Annotated in this window: 15 protein-coding genes; 7 read left to right on the top strand and 8 right to left on the bottom strand. The window is 33.8% G+C overall.

What is annotated here, in order from left to right; translation table 11 throughout:
* The 3 genes from LUU93_RS16735 to LUU93_RS16725 all read left to right on the top strand — a co-directional run.
* A partial coding sequence (locus tag LUU93_RS16735; RefSeq protein WP_232682314.1) for a T9SS type B sorting domain-containing protein occupies positions 1 to 3,260 on the top strand: 3,260 nt, incomplete at its 5' end.
* A gap of 158 nt (positions 3,261 to 3,418) precedes the next feature.
* Positions 3,419 to 4,336, top strand: coding sequence for a PorP/SprF family type IX secretion system membrane protein (locus LUU93_RS16730; protein WP_232682313.1), 918 nt, complete (start codon positions 3,419 to 3,421; stop codon positions 4,334 to 4,336).
* An 11-nt stretch (positions 4,337 to 4,347) separates the two neighbouring features.
* Positions 4,348 to 6,282, top strand: a complete 1,935-nt coding sequence (locus LUU93_RS16725; RefSeq protein ID WP_232682312.1) for an OmpA family protein — start codon at positions 4,348 to 4,350, stop codon at positions 6,280 to 6,282.
* A 124-nt stretch (positions 6,283 to 6,406) separates the two neighbouring features.
* On the opposite strand, the gene LUU93_RS16720 is transcribed toward LUU93_RS16725, so the two are convergent.
* The 6 genes from LUU93_RS16720 to pyrR all read right to left on the bottom strand — a co-directional run bounded on the left by LUU93_RS16720 (position 6,407) and on the right by pyrR (position 11,081).
* Positions 6,407 to 6,913 carry a CAP domain-containing protein gene (locus LUU93_RS16720; RefSeq protein ID WP_232682311.1) on the bottom strand — a complete coding sequence of 169 codons (507 nt, stop codon included), beginning with the start codon at positions 6,911 to 6,913 and terminating at the stop codon, positions 6,407 to 6,409.
* Positions 6,914 to 7,084: 171 nt separating this feature from the next.
* Positions 7,085 to 7,729, bottom strand: coding sequence for a pyridoxamine 5'-phosphate oxidase (gene pdxH / locus LUU93_RS16715; protein WP_232682310.1), 645 nt, complete (start codon positions 7,727 to 7,729; stop codon positions 7,085 to 7,087).
* Positions 7,730 to 7,923: 194 nt separating this feature from the next.
* On the bottom strand, positions 7,924 to 8,829 hold the full coding sequence (locus LUU93_RS16710) for a ribonuclease Z (RefSeq protein ID WP_232682309.1): 906 nt from the start codon (positions 8,827 to 8,829) through the stop codon (positions 7,924 to 7,926).
* Positions 8,830 to 8,924: 95 nt separating this feature from the next.
* Entirely contained in the window at positions 8,925 to 9,257 is a 333-nt protein-coding gene (locus tag LUU93_RS16705; protein WP_232682308.1) for a ribonuclease Z, read from the bottom strand.
* Between the two features lie 209 nt (positions 9,258 to 9,466).
* The gene (locus LUU93_RS16700; protein WP_029273654.1) at positions 9,467 to 10,393 is read right to left on the bottom strand and encodes an aspartate carbamoyltransferase catalytic subunit; all 927 of its coding nucleotides are present in this window, start codon (positions 10,391 to 10,393) and stop codon (positions 9,467 to 9,469) included.
* A gap of 148 nt (positions 10,394 to 10,541) precedes the next feature.
* Entirely contained in the window at positions 10,542 to 11,081 is a 540-nt protein-coding gene (gene pyrR / locus LUU93_RS16695; protein ID WP_232682307.1) for a bifunctional pyr operon transcriptional regulator/uracil phosphoribosyltransferase PyrR, read from the bottom strand.
* Positions 11,082 to 11,200: 119 nt separating this feature from the next.
* Here pyrR and LUU93_RS16690 point away from each other — a divergent pair, with 119 nt between their 5' ends.
* The 4 genes from LUU93_RS16690 (at position 11,201) to LUU93_RS16675 (ending at position 15,113) form a co-directional block, all read left to right on the top strand.
* Complete coding sequence (locus LUU93_RS16690) at positions 11,201 to 11,779, top strand: hypothetical protein (protein ID WP_232682306.1); 579 nt, start codon at positions 11,201 to 11,203, stop codon at positions 11,777 to 11,779.
* Between the two features lie 724 nt (positions 11,780 to 12,503).
* Entirely contained in the window at positions 12,504 to 13,472 is a 969-nt protein-coding gene (locus LUU93_RS16685; protein ID WP_232682305.1) for a hypothetical protein, read from the top strand.
* A 12-nt stretch (positions 13,473 to 13,484) separates the two neighbouring features.
* The gene (locus LUU93_RS16680) at positions 13,485 to 14,687 is read left to right on the top strand and encodes an amidohydrolase family protein (protein WP_232682304.1); all 1,203 of its coding nucleotides are present in this window, start codon (positions 13,485 to 13,487) and stop codon (positions 14,685 to 14,687) included.
* A 252-nt stretch (positions 14,688 to 14,939) separates the two neighbouring features.
* Entirely contained in the window at positions 14,940 to 15,113 is a 174-nt protein-coding gene (locus tag LUU93_RS16675; protein WP_232682303.1) for a hypothetical protein, read from the top strand.
* A gap of 66 nt (positions 15,114 to 15,179) precedes the next feature.
* Here LUU93_RS16675 and LUU93_RS16670 read toward each other — a convergent pair whose 3' ends face one another.
* Positions 15,180 to 16,799, bottom strand: coding sequence for an ABC-F family ATP-binding cassette domain-containing protein (locus LUU93_RS16670; protein WP_232682302.1), 1,620 nt, complete (start codon positions 16,797 to 16,799; stop codon positions 15,180 to 15,182).
* A 190-nt stretch (positions 16,800 to 16,989) separates the two neighbouring features.
* Positions 16,990 to 17,763: a TlpA family protein disulfide reductase gene (locus LUU93_RS16665; protein WP_232682301.1), complete on the bottom strand. Its 774-nt coding sequence runs from the start codon at positions 17,761 to 17,763 to the stop codon at positions 16,990 to 16,992.
* Positions 17,764 to 17,938 lie beyond the last annotated feature (175 nt).

Raw genomic sequence — 17,938 nt, 5'->3', positions numbered from 1 at the left:
GCAGCAATGCCGAAGCTCTGGCTGCTGCACAGGCTTTATTCCCTGCTGCTGCTGATTTATGTGATGCTGATGTTTCTAATATCGAAAAAGTAAGCGGACAGTTCACCGCCTCTGAGGGATGCTCAAACGCCGGAACCTATACCAACACCTGGACCGTAAAAGACAACTGCGGCAATACTTCTGATACTTTTACTCAGGTTATCACCATTGAAGACACAGCGGCTCCTGTATGGTCTACTCAGGCAGGGTCTCTAAATATAACATTACAATGTACTGATACAGAAGGATTGAATAATGCTCAAACTCAGGTGCCAATTGCGACAGATAACTGCGATGGAACAGTAAGTTATACTAAAACAAGCGGACAGTTTACAGCTTCTGAAGGATGTTTAAATGCCGGAACATATACAAATAGCTGGATTGCAAAAGATGACTGCGGAAATGTTACCGATAGTTTTATCCAAGTAATAACTATTGAAGATACAACTCCGCCAGCTTTTACTGGAAATCTTCCAACTGATATTACAGTTTCTTGCGATGCAGTTCCAGAACCTGCAAACATTGAAGCTTCTGATAATTGCAGCGGAAATTTACCAATCGTATTCTCTGAAACTAAAAGCAATATTCTGAATGAATGTGGTACAGATTATACTTTAACACGTATATGGTCTACTAGTGATTGTAGTGGAAATCCAATTTCTCATACTCAAATTATTACAGTTAGAGATACAACTCCGCCAACAGGAACTGCTCCGGCAGACGCTGCAGATTTACAAAGTATTGCAAATATTCCAGCAGCAAGTCCGCAAGATATTATAGATGCTGCTGATAATTGCAGCAATACCGTAACTATTACAATTAGTGATTCTAATAACGGAGCAAGCGGCTGTGAAGGAAATGCCTACATCTTAACCAGAACTTATACACTAACAGATTGTTCTGGAAATAAAACAGAACTTGTTCAAACCTTTACTGTTGAAAACAAAGTTTCTGTAACAGGCATAGCTACAAATGTAACCTGTTTTGGAAAAAGTGATGGTTCAATTTTAGTAACCAATAGTCCGGGGTCAACAGTTGTAATTACAAATGATAAAAATGAAGTTGTTGGCAATACCAATTTACCTGCCGGAACTTATACTCTTACAGCAACATCTGCCGTAAATGGCGAAAATCAAACTTGTACTGCAACTGCAACAGTTGTTATTACCCAGCCTGATTATACCATAAAAATATCCGGTTATGTTATGAATGCTGACAGCCATTCAGGAATTCCAAATGTAATGGTAACATTGATTCCGCAAGGGACTACAACAGGACCTATTTTATTACATTTAACCGGACCAGATGGTGGATACAGCTTTACAGGAATGCCTGCAGGAAGTTATTTAGTTCAGGTGCAGGATGCTAATTTAAATAGTGTTTATCAATTATATCCTGTAGATTCAAGTTTGTTCTTTACAACTCTTGAAGATTGTATTTTCCAGGAACATACTTTTAATTATGGAACTTCAACTCTGCCGGTTTTAGGTGATTACGTTTGGTATGATGCAAACAGCAACGGAATCCAGGACGAATGGTACGATGCTAACAATGATGGTGTTGTTACTAAAAATATACCTGATGCAGGTGGTGCGGTCGACTACAGCTTATGGGAATGGATTGATTTAAATGGAGACGGAAGCTATCAGGGTCCATTAAATGTAGGTGAATTAAACGCCGGAGGATTTGGAAATGCATTAAGTCCAAATATTATAGTTGACGGGCCAAACGGTTATCACAAAGAAGTAATCATTGGAATTATGGGATTCTGGAGAGACAGACCAAATAGTGAAAATCCGTATGGAGATTATACTATTAAATTAGTTAAAGATGCAAATCTGGATGCTATGGCTACAGCTTTGGGCGTAACAGGGCTTGTAAAAGTGCTTCCAAATTTAGCTGCTAAAACTGGTAAAACCCAATTACATACTGTATGTTCAATAACCAGCCCAAGCAGCTATATCGTAACTGTTACTCCGCAAGATTTAGTTCATTTGGATGCCGACTTTGGTATAAACTGTAAAGAGTACCAAGATATTGCTGCCAATGATGATAATGCCGGTCCTATTGCAGGAGTTAATCACACTACCACAAATGTTCTAAATGTACTCGTAAATGATACTCTTGAAGGCAATGCCGTAACTGTTTCTGACGTAATTATTACTACAGTAACACCAAACGAGTTTTTACAACTAAATACAGATGGTTCTGTAGATGTTTTACCAAATGCTCCGGTTGGCACACTTACATTAGTATATCAAATTTGTGAAGCAGATCAAACTTCAAACTGCGATACAGCAACGGTAACTATTACTATTGAAGCACCAGTTGTTGCTAATGACGATGTATATACAAACATTGGCTGTAACACCTTCGGTTTAGTTGGAAATGTGCTGAGTAATGATTTTAAAGGACAAATTCCGGCAACGCTTGAACTGGTAGATTTTACATTGCTTGCAGAAAATGAAAACAATGCAACTACAGATCCAAACATCACGATCGATAATCAAGGAAACGTAACGGTTTCAAGTTTAACACCAGCCGGAACTTATACCTACACTTACCGCATTTGTGATAAACTAATCGCAGAAAACTGTGATACTGCAGTTGTGACCATAACAGTTGTTCCAAGTGAAATTGTTAACATAACCAGTGAGGCGTGCAATGACGACTCAAGCTTAGTAAACTTGTCAAGTTTACTTCCGGAAGGCACACCAATAACCGGAACCTGGATTGACACAAACAATACTAATGCATTGCAGGGAAATGATTTGAATCCATTTGGTCTCGTACTTGGTAATTATACATTCGAATATAAAATTGTCGATGAGAATTGTCCAAGAAGCATACTGTTAAACATGGAAATTAATAATGACTGCCAAGTTTTAGCATGTGGAAACATTTTAGTACACAATGCTTTCTCTCCAAATGGCGACGGAATAAATGATGTATTCGTAATTGACAGCATTGATGATTTGACCTGTTACCCTGGAAATACTGTAGAAATCTATAATCGTTGGGGAATATTAGTATTTGAAACTTCAAATTATAATAATACAACCAATGCGTTTGATGGAACATCCAGAGGCAGAACCACTGTTAAGAAATCTGATGGATTGCCATCAGGTACTTATTTCTACATTCTTAATTATAAATCATTAAATGGAAATAATGAAATTCAAAATAATGAGAAAGACGGATATCTATATCTATCAAAATAAAAAAGCAAGAAATACGCTATATAACATATTCTTATATAGCGTATTACAAAAAAAATAGTAAAAAATTTCTTAATTTTGAATAAAGCGAAAATATTGACTTTTTTGATTGAAAAATAATTAAGAAATCAATGAGTAATAATCAATAATACACATCTACTATGAGAACAAAATTATTTTTCTTCGTCATTATGTTTGTAACTATTTCTGGTTATGCACAACAAGACTCACAATATACTCAGTATATGTACAATGCTATAAATGTAAATCCTGCTTATGCAGGGTCCAGAGGTGTTTTGAGCATCTTTGGTCTCTACAGGACCCAATGGGTAGGTTTGGATGGAGCCCCGGAAACTGCCAGTTTTTCAGCAAACTCGCCTATAAACAATAGCAATTTAGGAGTGGGTTTATCATTAGTAAATGATAAAATTGGACCAACAAATGAAACAACTGTTTCTGCAGACATATCTTATACTCTTCAAACATCTCCAGATTTCAAGCTTTCATTTGGTATTAAAGGAAGTGCCAATTTATTCAACTTAGACATTAGTAAGCTAAATCCGGAAGATCAGGGAGATCCGCAGTTTCAGGATTTAGATAATAAATTTTCACCAAATGTTGGTGCAGGTGTATATTGGCATTCAGATAAAGCCTATATCGGTTTATCAGTTCCAAATTTCATCGAAACCAAAAAATTTGATGATAATGACTTTGCCATATATAAAAGTAAAATCAATTATTATTTAATGGGCGGTTATGTATTTGATCTTGACAAATTGCAATACATAAAATTCAAACCTGCCACGTTGATTAAAATGGTCGAGGGTGCACCGCTGCAGGTCGATGTTTCTGCCAACTTTATGTTTTTTGAAAAATTTGTTGCAGGGCTTTCTTATAGATGGAGTGCATCTGTAAGCGGAATTGTTGGATTTCAAATCACCGACGGGCTCTATTTAGGATACGGTTACGACCGGGAAACCACAAAACTAAATAATTATAATTCAGGATCGCATGAAATATATCTGCGTTACGAATTCTTCAAAAACACCAGCAAAATGGTAACTCCACGTTTCTTTTAAAAATAATAGTTATGAAAAATTTTACACTTCTTATTTTAATAATTCTAAATGTTTTTTCCAGCTATTCGCAGCAGTCAAAATTAAACGCTGGTGCCAAAAAATACGACAGTTATGCTTATGTTGATGTCATTAAAACCTATGAACGAGTAGCTGCAAAAGGATACAAGTCTGAAGATCTGTTCAGAAAACTAGGCGATTCTTATTACTTTAACTCTAATTTTGAAGGAGCTGTCAAATGGTATGAAGAATTATTCAGCATAAACACATCTCCCGAAGCCGAATATTATTACAGATATGCTCAGTCCCTAAAAGCAACCGGAAAAACAGCTAAAGCAAGTAGAATTCTTGACGAGTTCAATGCAAAATTCAAAAATGACTCGAGAGGAAAGCTTTATAGAGAAAACATGAATTATCTTGACAAGATTAAAGCAAATTCCGGGCGTTATACTATTGAAGATGCAGGAATTAATTCTAAATATTCTGATTACGGAAGTTTTATTTATAATAATAAAATATACTTTGCATCTGCAAGAGACACGGGAAACTTCAGCCAGCGAAAACACAAATGGACAGGCGAATATTTTACTAACATTTACGATTCCGATCTGGATCCTCAAAGCGGTTCAACTTCTAAAGTAAATAAAATCAGATCTACCGTAAATACAAGATTTCATGAATCTTCAGTTGTTTTTACTAAAGATGGAAATACTGTTTACTTTACAAGAAACAATTATATTAATGGCAAAAAAGGAAAAGATGCTAATAACGTTACTTTAGTAAAAATTTATAAGGCCAGTCTCGAAAATGGAAAATGGGCAAACGTAGCCGCACTCCCTTTTACGAGTGATAACTACAATACAGCTCACCCAGCATTAAGTCCTGACGAAAAAACATTATACTTTTCTTCAGATATGCCGGGTTCAATTGGTCAGTCTGATATTTACAAAGTTAACATTAACGGCAGCGGCAGCTTTGGAACACCTGAAAATTTAGGAAAAGGAATAAATACTGAAGGAAAAGAGACGTTCCCGTATGTAACAAGTGAAAACGAAATTTATTTTGCCTCAGACGGGTATCCCGGACTTGGAGGTCTGGACGTTTTTGTGGGCCAAATTGAAAATAACGGAACTATAAGTGATATTCAAAACTTAGGTGCCGATATTAATTCGCCTAAAGATGATTTTGCTTATATCATTGATCCAGTTTCAAGAAGAGGATATTTTTCTTCTAATAAAGACGGCGGACTCGGTTCTGATGATATTTACAAATTTCTAGAAACCAAACGTTTAAAATGTATTCAGGAATTAAGCGGTGTAATTACAGATGCTGTAACCGGAATTATTCTTCCCGGAACTAAAGTTACCTTATATGATGGCATGCAGCGAATAAAAAATTCAACTGTTGCAGATGCAGCCGGACTGTACGGTTTTGATGTCGAGTGCGGAAAAACTTATTATGTACGGGCAGAGAAACCGGAATACGCAACTAAAGAAGTCAGCATAACAATACCAAAAGAAACCGGAAAAACCAATCTTCCTATTGCTCTTGAAAAATCTATCTGTAAAGTTACTATAGGAGACGATTTAGGAAAATGTTTTGGTATTAAAATGATTTATTTTGATCTAGACAAATCTAACATTCGAACAGAAGCTGCTTTAGATTTAGAAAAAATTCTCGATGTCTTAAAACAAAATCCAACAATGAAATTAGACATTCGTTCCCATACAGACAGCAGGGCTTCACATCAATATAATGAAGCATTATCAGACCGAAGAGCAAAATCAACCATAGCATGGCTCATAAACAATGGAGTTGCTATAAATCGTTTAACCGGAAGAGGTTATGGAGAAACACAGCTTGTAAATTTATGTTCTGATGATGTAAAATGTTCTGAAGAAGAGCACCAAATGAACAGACGAAGCGAGTTTATTATTACAGGATTATAAATTTCAAAACCAAGCCATCAATAATTAAAAAGCTGTCTATTATTCATAGACAGCTTTTTTAAAAAAACAACGCTGCAACTCAAGAATGCAGCGAAAACTAACCAACCAGTTCAAATGTTCTCTTTTAAATTTTAACAAATATATTGGTGTAATATTTTTTCCCGGCAGCATCTGTAGTAACCGAAATACCAAAATGAGTATAATCTCCTTCGATATTTTCTTTATGATCCGGGCTTTCCAGCCATGATTTAACTGCTGCGGCCGATGTTTTGTAGTTGTAAGCAACATTCTCGCCAACTTTTTTGGCACCAAGAACGCTTATAATATTGTTTGAACGAGACACAAAATCATTATGATTAACAACATTATTGTCGATCATGTATTTGTTATGCTCTTCGCATTTATAAGAAATGTAATTGATTTTTTCCAATGCATTTAAACCAATACTTACTCTGTAATCGTTTATTAACTGCATTGTTTCTAATTCAGACGCGTTGTAGCTGTAGTCTGTAATTATCTTTTCTGTTGAAGTACTACTTTTACTTTCATTCCCTTCGGCGCTATCGGCAGAGCATGAGTTCATTGTGATAGACATCACAATGAACACCATGGCGCACATAATCTTTTTCATAATCAGTAGTAGTTTAAAGCTTTAAAGTAAATGTTGGGGCAAATTCTTTAAAATTATTATGTGACAATTTTCTCTGTTTTATTGTCCAAACGTATTCAATTTGTCGGTAAACTACAAAAATAATCGACAAAATACATTAAAATTTCTTAAAAATATATAAAATTCTTACAATCAAGACGATAAACGATCGATCTTCCATGAAAAATCAGACTGGCTTGTATAGCGAATTCTATCATGCAATCTGTTAGGTCTTCCCTGCCAAAATTCAACTTGCAGCGGCGTTACAATGAATCCGCCCCAATTCTCAGGTCTTGGAATTGGTTTTCCTTCAAACTCAGCTTCAAGTTTCTTTAAGTTCTCTTCTAAAAAAGCCCTCGACGGAATAACCTCACTCTGATGAGAAACAATCGCTCCCAGCTTACTTCCGTCAGGACGGGAATCAAAATAATTATCAGAAATAATTTCAGAAGTTTTTTGGGCAATTCCTTTTATAATAACCTGACGTTCCATTTCCTGCCAAAAAAATGACAAACAAACGTTTGGGTTCGCTGTAATTGCTTTTCCTTTTTCAGAATCATAATTGGTATAAAATATAAATCCTTCTTCAGAAAATTTCTTCAATAAAACGACACGTGATTTTGGAAATCCATCCAAACCAATTGTCGAAACCGTCATGGCGTTTACTTCTCCGCTTCCGCCAAAATCCTCCACTTCATGAAACCAGCGGTTAAAAAGGTTAATGGGATCTTCGGGAATATTAGTTTCTAATAATTCACTCTTTTCGTAAGATTTTCTATAATTGCTTAAATCACTCATGATTGTTGATTTTAGATATTAGATTGCAGATTTTAGATTTTAGATTTTTTTTGTTTCAAGTTTCAAGTTTGTCTGGCTGAGCGAAGTCTAAGCCTCTCTTGCTGCAAAAACCCTTCGACTCCGCTCAGGGTGACATCCGTTGTTTACATTCCTAAACTTAGCATCTTAGTCCCTCAGCCCCTTAGAACCTTAGATTAAAATTCAAAACTTAACCCATCATCTCCCAAAAGAACATTCGGGAAAATTTCTTCGGCTTCTTCTTTAAAACGCTCAATTCCGTCGTAACGTGTTGAATAATGACCTAAAACTAAATGCTTCACATTTGCTTTTAAAGCGATCCTTGCAGCTTCTTTTGCTGTTGAATGCAGTGTTTTTAATGCCAAAGGAGCTTCTGATTCTAAAAAAGTAGATTCGTGGTATAAAACATCTACATTTTCAATAATCGGAATAACATCTTCATTATAAACCGTATCCGAACAAAAAGCATAACTCATTGCCGGAATTGGGTCAAAAGATAATTTTTCGTTCTCAATTACAGTTCCGTCATCCAGCGTAACATTTCCTCCGTTTTTTATCTTTTGATAATAAGCCGTATGAATATTATAATGCTGAGCTGCTTCGACATTTAACTTTCGTTCTCCAGGTTTTTCCTGAAATAAATAACCATTTGTATAAACCCGATGCTTTAGCGGAATCGTTTTTACAACAACACGATTATCTTCAAAAATAACTTCACTTTCCTTCGACTCTAATTCATGGAAAAGCAGACTATAAGTTGTCCAGGATTCTGTCAGCTTTAATTGCAGAAGAATGAGTTCTTTAATTCCTTTTGGTCCATAAATATGTAAATCAGTCGTTCTTCCCAAAAGAGAAAAAGTCGAAATTGTTCCAATTAATCCATAAAGATGATCCCCATGAAGATGCGAAATAAAGATGTGATTAATTTTTGAAAATTTAATCTTATTCTTTCGAAGCTGAACCTGAGTCCCTTCTCCACAATCAATTAAAAACAAACGATTTTTAATTTCTAAAACCTGCGAAGTCGGATTAGTAAGTGTTCTGGGAGTTGCGGCATAACAGCCAAGTATAGTTAGTTTCATTTTAGATTTTAGATTGTTGATTTTAGATTCTAGATAGATAAAACATTTTAGATTTAGCATAAAAAAATCTAAAATCTAAAATCAGAAATCTAAAATTAAAATCCTAAGTCTCTTTCAATTTCTTCCATTTCGATAATATCGTGTGCTTCTAAAAGAGAAGGAACAACAACTAATTTATCTGAAATAGCATTAAAATCAAGATCACAAGCTACAATTACAAACGATTTTTTTGCTTTTTTATGAAGCTTAACCAGCGGTAAAAAAGCTTTTAAATCATTTTCTGTCAATTCAGAATCTGATGACAAATCGATTATAATATTTTGTTTTTCAAAGGTTTTAAACTGCTGCGTTACTTTTTCTACAAAGCCATTAAAATCGCCTTGCGTATCTTTTATGGTAACGGTATGTCCTTTTTGATCTACTTTCATTTTATAATTTGTGGGGCTAATATAAAAATTGATTTTTCAGAGCGCTAAGGTACGAAGTTTTTTGTTTGTTGTTTCAAGTTTTAGGTTTCAGGTTTGTCAGGCTGAGCGAAGTCGAAGCCCTCGTCACGTAAAATCCCTTCGACTTCGCTCAGGGTGACATCCAGATATTCACGTTCCAAAACTTGAAACTTTAAACATGAAACTTTAAACTACTGTATTTTAGAAGCTAAAAGATAAATAACCGCCATTCTAATCGCTACACCATTCTCTACCTGATTTAAGATTACAGAATGATCAGAATCAGCAACTTCAGATGTAATTTCTACTCCTCTGTTAATTGGTCCCGGGTGCATGATTACGATTTCTTTTCCAAGAGAATCTAAAAGCGGTTTGTCAACTCCGTATTGCTGTGCATATTCTCGTGTTGATGGAAAGAAGTTAACATCCATACGTTCGTTTTGCACACGAAGCATGTTCGCAACATCACACCATTCTAAAGCTTTGCGTAAATTGGGTTCAACCGTAACACCAAGTGATTCAATATATCTTGGAATCAGTGTTTTTGGCCCGCAGACTTTTACTTCTGCGCCTTGCATCTGCAAAGCATATATATTAGATAAGGCAACTCTCGAATGCAGAATATCACCTACAATAACTACTTTTTTTCCGGCAACATCTCCCAGTTTTTCTCTGATAGAATAACTGTCTAATAAAGCTTGGGTTGGATGTTCGTGCGCTCCGTCTCCGGCGTTTACGATACTGGCTTTGACATTTTTAGATAAAAAATAAGCCGCTCCGGGATTAGAGTGGCGCATTACAACCATATCAACTTTCATCGAAAGGATATTATTTACAGTATCAATCAGGGTTTCTCCTTTTTTAACCGATGACTGCGCTGCAGAAAAACTGATAACATCTGCAGATAAACGTTTCTGCGCTAATTCAAAGGAAAGTTTGGTTCTGGTACTGTTTTCGAAGAAAATATTGGCAATGGTAATATCTCGTAATGAAGGAACTTTTTTAATTGGCCGGTTAATGACTTCTTTAAAATGATCTGCCGTTTCAAAAATCAGGTTAATATCATTCTCGTTGATATATTTAATTCCTAATAAATGATTTACGCTTAATTCTTTCATGTTTAATGTTTAACTGTTTATTTGTTTAATCGTTTAATCGCTTTCTTTACGATTAACAGTTAACCGATTTAACGGTTCAACTTTTTTAATTTTTTCAATCGTTTAATCGTTCCTTCCGATTAAACAATTAACCGGTTAACCGATTAAACTAATTTGTCACTAGGTGAACCACATCTTCACCATCATTTTCTTTCCAGCTCACTTTTACTTTTTCGCCATTAATTGCATCCACCTGACGGCCTCTGTAATCAGGCTGAATTGGTAAATTACGGCTGAAACGTCTGTCGATTAACACTAACAATTCGATTTCTGAAGGTCTTCCAAAGGATTGAATTGCAGTTAAGGCAGAACGAATGCTTCGTCCGGTAAACAAAACATCATCAATAAAAATGACTTTTTTGTCTTCGACTATAAAATTTATCTGAGTTTTATTGGCTTCAAGCGGTTTATCGGTTCTGCGGAAATCATCTCTAAAAAAAGTAATATCAAGATAACCTAAAGAAATTTCAGGAGTTTTGTATTCGTTCTCTAAAATTTGCTTTAAACGCTCAGCCAAATAAACACCTCTCGGCTGAATCCCGATTAAAATTGTATCAGAGAAATCAAGATGTTTTTCGATTAACTGACAAGCCAAACGATGGAGTATGATAGTAACTTCTTTTGAATTAAGTAATACTTTTTGGCTCATAAGTAATTGTAATGTTTGGTTGGGCAAATATACAAAATCAGAATTTATTTGTTGGGGTGTTGGGCGGGGAAATATTTTTAGAAAAGAAATCTCGTTTTTTTAAAATCAATTTTAGTTAAATGCTATATTTTAGCATAAGAAATTATTTAACCTTATTTAAAATAATGCCTCTTAAGAAAGCTATTCACAAATCTACACATATCGATCATCCAGTTACTAAACGCAAGTGGAAGATAACCAAAATATTAGCAATTGGCTTTTTTCTAGTTTTAGGTGTTTTTTTCATCATTTGGAATTCGAAACAAATTAATTTAGAAGGCAATTGGACTCTTACTAAAATAGTAATCGATGGTAATGATATTCTATCATCTGATCCGCTTAGTGAACATTTTAGCATTGCAAATCAAATTACAATTATTAGAGGCAAAAATCAAATCCTAATTTCTGTTGGCGGAAAAGAAAAAATCGCAAGTTACATTATTAAGAAAAATGATCTTGGAAAGAATTACATTGAGTTATCCTCTAAAGAAAAAGCTTTAAATGGTGACTTTGAAATGAAAATTGACACTATTGATTCAGGACCACAAGAATATATCGTTGAAGTAAAACTACACTCAAAAAAAACGCACATAAATTTTCAGAAAAATGTTATTGTTCCTCCATGGAAACCTGAACCACCAAGAAGAGGACAAGTTTAAAAAGTAAACCCAAACGACATTCCCAATAAAATTTTCACAATAACCAAAATCGTTTACAACAAATTGAATGTATTTTTATATTTCATTTTAATATGCACCCTATTATAAAAGATGAGGCTGTATAAAAAGTCGACATAATCTCTTTGTTATTTTACATGTTTCCTTGTTCTGTAGGAACATTTCATTGGTAGAAAATTATATTGTTATAATGGTTCACGTTCTGTAGGAACGTTTGATTTTGACATTGTTTTTAATAATCTGATCGATCAAACGTTCCTATGGAACGCAAATGTGACTGATAATTATTTTTTCTATCTACGAAACATTCCTATGGAATGATAAATCGGATATCAAAAAGTGATCAATTAAATCACTAAAAACAAACAAAATAATTATAGTAAAAGAGCTGTGTCGACTTTTGATACAACCTCATTTTTTATTCATCAGATTTTATAAAAACAGATTGAAATCTGACTCTTGCAAATTTTAACCATTTTAACAATTGAAAATAATAAATTAATTATAGTTCAATTTAAAATGTTAATATTTTTATAATGTAGTCTTTTTCATTCACGAATTAATCACCAAATAACAAATTAGATTCGATAAAGTGAAATATTTACCTTACAAATAATAATTTAACTTTTGTTTAAATAAATTAGCTGTGGTTTTTCTTATTAACCAAAATTAAACTAATCTATTTTTAACCAAAAACAAATTATCTATGCAAGTATCTAAAATTTTGGAAATACTAATTGCGTTAGGTTTATTTTACTTTCTCTTTAGTACCCTTGTTTCGTTACTCTTTGAATGGTACTCCTACAAAACCCAAAAAAGAGGCCGTTTTCTTTACGAAACAATTCTTAAATTATTAAACGATCCTGTGAACAAAAGCTACGGTGCCAGCTTATACAGCCACTTTAGTATCGATCAGCTTAAAAAAAACAGGGATTCTTACCCGCAGTACATTTCGTCTGATATGTTTGCTGATGCCTTGATTGATATTATTGGGAGTCAATCTGAAACTACAAAATTTGAAAATATTTTTGATCCTAAAGGATCTGCAAATTTAGTAGATGTTAAACTGGTCGAAGAACGCATTGAAGATCCTTATAAGAGATTTCAAAAAGGACTTGAACAAATGAACTACAGTCCATTAAAAAGTTATTTAAGGGCATTTTATGAAAAAACGGAAAACTATACCGAATTAAAGAAAAAAATTGCAGATTGGTTTGATGATTATATGGCCAGAGTAAGCGGCTGGTATAAAACAAAAACAAAAAGAAGCCTCTTTATTATAAGTTTATTAGTTTGCCTGGCGCTGAATGTTGATTCTATTACTCTAATTAAAAAATTAAATACTGATGATAAGTATCGCAAAGATCTTGTGTTAATAGCCGAAAAAAAGGCACTTGAAAATAAAATTAATGCTCAAAAAATTGATTCGGTTGATATTGCTAAAAATATAGAAAGTATCAAATCAGTAATTACTGAAATAGAAGATAGCTCTCTTCCAATTGGATATAATTCTGATTTTTTAAATTCAAAAGAAGAAAAGTTTTTGCCAATGTTCTTGTGGTGGATTTGTGGAATTATAATTTCAGCATTTGCTCTCAGCTTTGGAGCGCCTTTTTGGTTTGAAGTTATGGTAAAAGCAATAAACATTAGAAGAGCCGGAATAAAACCATCTTAAAATTATACAATCATGAACGATATATACAACATTCATTCGCACATCTTTACAGGAAAATGTGCCCCAAAAGACTTTTTACAGGTAGCGGCCAAACTTGGAGACGGAGCTTCTACCTTTCTTAAATGGTTAATATTAACCCGACCAGTCTCCTGGTTAATTACAAAATTGGGAAATTTAATTCCGAAAAGAATTTTACAATTCCTAAAAATTGGTGTTATGGCTTCGCAGGAAGAGGTATTTCTTGACTTGAAAGGAGCTTATGATAACTCTGAATACAGCGGAATAAAAATAGTCGCACTCACTATCGATATGGATTATATGAGTGATCCCGACAAAAAACCCGAAAAAGATTTCAATTCACAAATACAGGATATCTACAAATTGAAAAAAACTTACCCAAGTACATTATTCCCTTTTTATGGCATAGACCCCAGAAATCCGGATATTAAAAACCTCGAAAATCTTAAAAAAGCAATTGAAAGTAAAACCTTTGTTGGAATTAAATTATATCCTGCAAATGGCTTTTTCCCCTTTGATGCACGATTGGACAGTCTTTATCAATATGCCGAAAAAAATAATATTCCTGTTATGACGCATTGTACTCGTGGCGGCAGTTATTATTTAGGCAAAAATGTCTGGTCGGTTATTCCTGATAATCCAACATCAGTCAATCCGGCGCATCCTTTAATGCCCGTAATTACTGCGCGTATTTCTAAATACAAAAACGCTTCTGATAAATCATTTAGGGAAAATTCACGAGCATGCAATCTTTTTTCACATCCTGAAAATTATATTCCTGTTTTAGACAAATACCCTAAACTAAAACTCTGCATTGCGCATATGGGAGGAGATATTGAAATATTGGGTGTAAAAAATCCAGATGCAAAAAGTGCCAAATTGTATCAGGCAGCAAAAACTCTGGAAGGTAATCTAACATCATGGTATGACATTATCAAACAAAAAATCCTGATAGAAAAATATCCTAATACATTTACAGATATTTCGTATTCATTGTGCGATGAAAATTGTATGATACAGTTATCTGGTGATTTAAAAAATGGCCTTATCCTCCCAGAGCGGGTTTTATTTGGAACAGACTATTTTATGGTTGCAAAAGAAAATGCCGAACTAAAAGTCGTTGCCGTTGGTCAAAAGAATCTAAGCGGATATTTTCCTCTGTTTATGAGCGCTAATAATAAAAGGTATTTGTTTTAATGTCTTCAAAGTATAAATCAGAAAAAAAATGTTCAAAAAAGAAAATATAATTAAAGAATTAGAAAAAGGAGAAAAGTCAGGATTTGTAAAAAATTTTAATCGAAATTCTTTCATCAAAGAGATGGACTTGAAACATTCGCAAAAAAACCTGTAAAACTAGAATCCAAATCCTAAAACTTTTTCCAAAAATTGTATAAGGCATTTTCCTGATTTCTGAAGTAATTTTAATAAACAATTTAAAAACTCAGGGTCATGCAAAATAAAATTACAAGATTGTTAATGGTATTTGTTATACTATTTTCATTTGCAAGCTGCGAAGTTATTGGAGACATTTTTAAAGCCGGAATGGGATTCGGAATTTTTATCGTAATTTTTATTATTGCGATTATTATCTGGATTTTCGCTAAAGTTTTCGGAGGTAAATAAAACTAAAAAAAATCCCAAATTCTATTTAATTAGAATTTGGGATTTTTAATATTTGTAATTTATAGATTAAAGATTATACATCTTCTTTCTTTGTTCCTGAATCTTTTCATCATCAAGATATTCGTCAAATGTCATGTAACGGTCGATTACTCCGTTTGGTGTCAATTCTACGATTCTGTTACCAACAGTTTGCGCGAACTCGTGGTCATGCGTTGTAAAAATTACAGAACCTTTAAAGTTTTTCAATGAGTTATTGAAAGCTGTAATAGACTCCAAATCTAAGTGATTTGTTGGTTCGTCAAGCATTAAAACGTTAGCACGTTCCATCATCATTCTTGAAAGCATACAACGTACTTTTTCTCCTCCAGATAAAACTCGGCTTGTTTTTAAAGCTTCTTCACCAGAGAAAATCATTTTCCCTAAAAAACCTCTAATAAATACTTCATCACGCTCTTCTTCTGTTTTAGCGTATTGACGTAACCAATCTACTAAAGTTAAATCATTTTCGAAGAAAGAATGGTTTTCAGCAGGAAGATATGCTTGGTTTGTTGTAATTCCCCAATCAAAAGTTCCAGAATCTGCTTTTTGATTTCCGTTTAAAATTTCGTAGAAAGCTGTTGTTGCACGTGAATCTTTTGAGAAAAGAACAATTTTATCTCCTTTTGCCATATTCAAATCAACATCTTTAAATAAAAGCTCACCATCTACAGAAGCAGATAAGTTTTCTACATTCAAAATCTGATCTCCGGCTTCGCGATCCTGATCGAAAATAATCGCAGGGTAACGACGGCTTGAAGGTTTGATTTCAGAAATATTCAATTTAGAAATCATTTTTTTACGAGAAGTTGCTTGTTTAGATTTCGCTACGTTTGCACTAAAACGACGAATAAATTCTTCCAGCTCTTGTTTCTTCTCTTCTGCTTTTTTGTTTTGCTGTGCACGTTGTTTTGCTGCTAATTGGCTAGACTCGTACCAGAATGTATAGTTTCCTGAATAGTGATTGATTTTTCCGAAATCAATATCAGAAATATGTGTACAAACCGCATCTAAAAAGTGACGGTCGTGAGATACTACAATTACAGTGTTTTCGTAGTTTGCTAAGAAATTTTCTAACCAGGCGATTGTCTCGAAATCCAAATCGTTGGTAGGCTCATCCATAATAAGCAAATCTGGATTTCCAAAAAGTGCCTGTGCCAAAAGCACACGAACTTTCATTTTTCCTTCCATATCGCTCATTAAGGTATAATGATACTCTTCATTAATTCCTAAGTTAGACAACATTGCCGCAGCATCAGAATCAGCGTTCCAGCCGTTCATTTCTTCAAACTGAACTTGTAATTCCCCTATTCTGTCTGCATTTGCGTCATTATAATCCAAATAAAGTTCATCCATTTCTTTTTTAACAGCGTACAGAACTTTATTTCCCATTAAAACGGTTTCCAAAACGGTATGCTCATCGAACATGTTGTGATTTTGGTTTAAAACCGACATACGTTTTCCCGGTTCTAAATGAATATGCCCGGAAGTTGGGTCGATATCACCCGAAATAACTTTTAAGAAAGTAGATTTTCCAGCACCATTGGCTCCAATAACGCCGTAAATATTTCCGTGAGTGAATGTGGTATTTACTTCGTCAAACAAAATTCGTTTGCCAAATTGAACTGATAAATTATTGACTGTTAACATGAATGTCTTTTTAATTAATTTTGGTGCAAAAGTACGGAAAAAGGTTTAATTTTTCTCACCATATAAGTGATATAAGTTTATTAAAGTTTAACTTACAATTGAGAAGAATCAATTTCTATCATATAAGTGATATAAGTTCATTTAAATCAAACTTATAATCTCTTATATGAACTTATATGGTTTCAAAAATCTACAGCTTACTTTCTTTAGCCAGCGCCACTTCTAAGCTTTCGAAATTGGGCAGGACTTTAGAAATTAATCCTTCTTTATTTAGAATAAAATGTGTTGGAAATGAATTTAGCTGTAAAGATTCATTCATGTATTCTTTCATATTTGGAATTACTGAATACGAAAGTGGTTTTCTGGCTAAGAATGCTTTTAATTGTTCTGGAGAATCTTCTGCTAAACTTATAAATAGAATATCTTTTCGGTCTTTGTATTCCTCTGTAAGTTTATTTACCTGCGGAAATTCTCTTATGCATGGCGTACAATGTATATACCAGCATTTTATTACGATTATTTTACCTTTCATAGTTTCGTTTGAAACTACATTTCCGTCTAAATCTTTAAATGAAAATGGCGGAAAAGCCGTTCCTTCCATCTTATAATTTTTAAGCGCATCAAAACCTATTTGATTGATCGTAGCTTTTATACTAGTATCTGTTTTTGGCTGAATTTTGAAGAGTTTATAATAGTAAACTGCATCTTCTGATTTTAATCTAATCGGAATAAAATTTCCGTTTGCTAATTGATCTAAAAAAGCTTCTTTTGAAATTTCTTTTGAAGAAGAATCAAGCGCAGTAAAATCTCTGGAAAGCATTATTTTTTTGCTTTGATAAATTGACCAATCGCTGAAAGTTTTTTGAATTTGAATTGGATTTACTTCTGGATTTCCGAATTTATTTTGAGCGAAAGAAGAAGTAAAAATTAGAAATGTAATTATAATGGTGATTGATTTTTTCATGAAGTTTTATACGATAATTCTGAAGTCAAAAGTACTGATTTTTTTTCATGCAATGTCTTTCTGAGGAACGAAGCAATCTCACTTGCTTAATCAATTGTTAGTGTGGCTGCTTCATTCCTCGCAACGACTATTCGTTGTGGTTACTTTACTTTTAAACATAAAAAAACCTGACAAT

The organism is Flavobacterium soyae (assembly GCF_021245985.1).
In the GTDB taxonomy this organism is placed as follows: Bacteria; Bacteroidota; Bacteroidia; order Flavobacteriales; family Flavobacteriaceae; genus Flavobacterium; species Flavobacterium soyae.
Note: the sequence above shows the minus strand (reverse complement) of the source record. Positions and strands in the feature narration are given on the sequence as shown.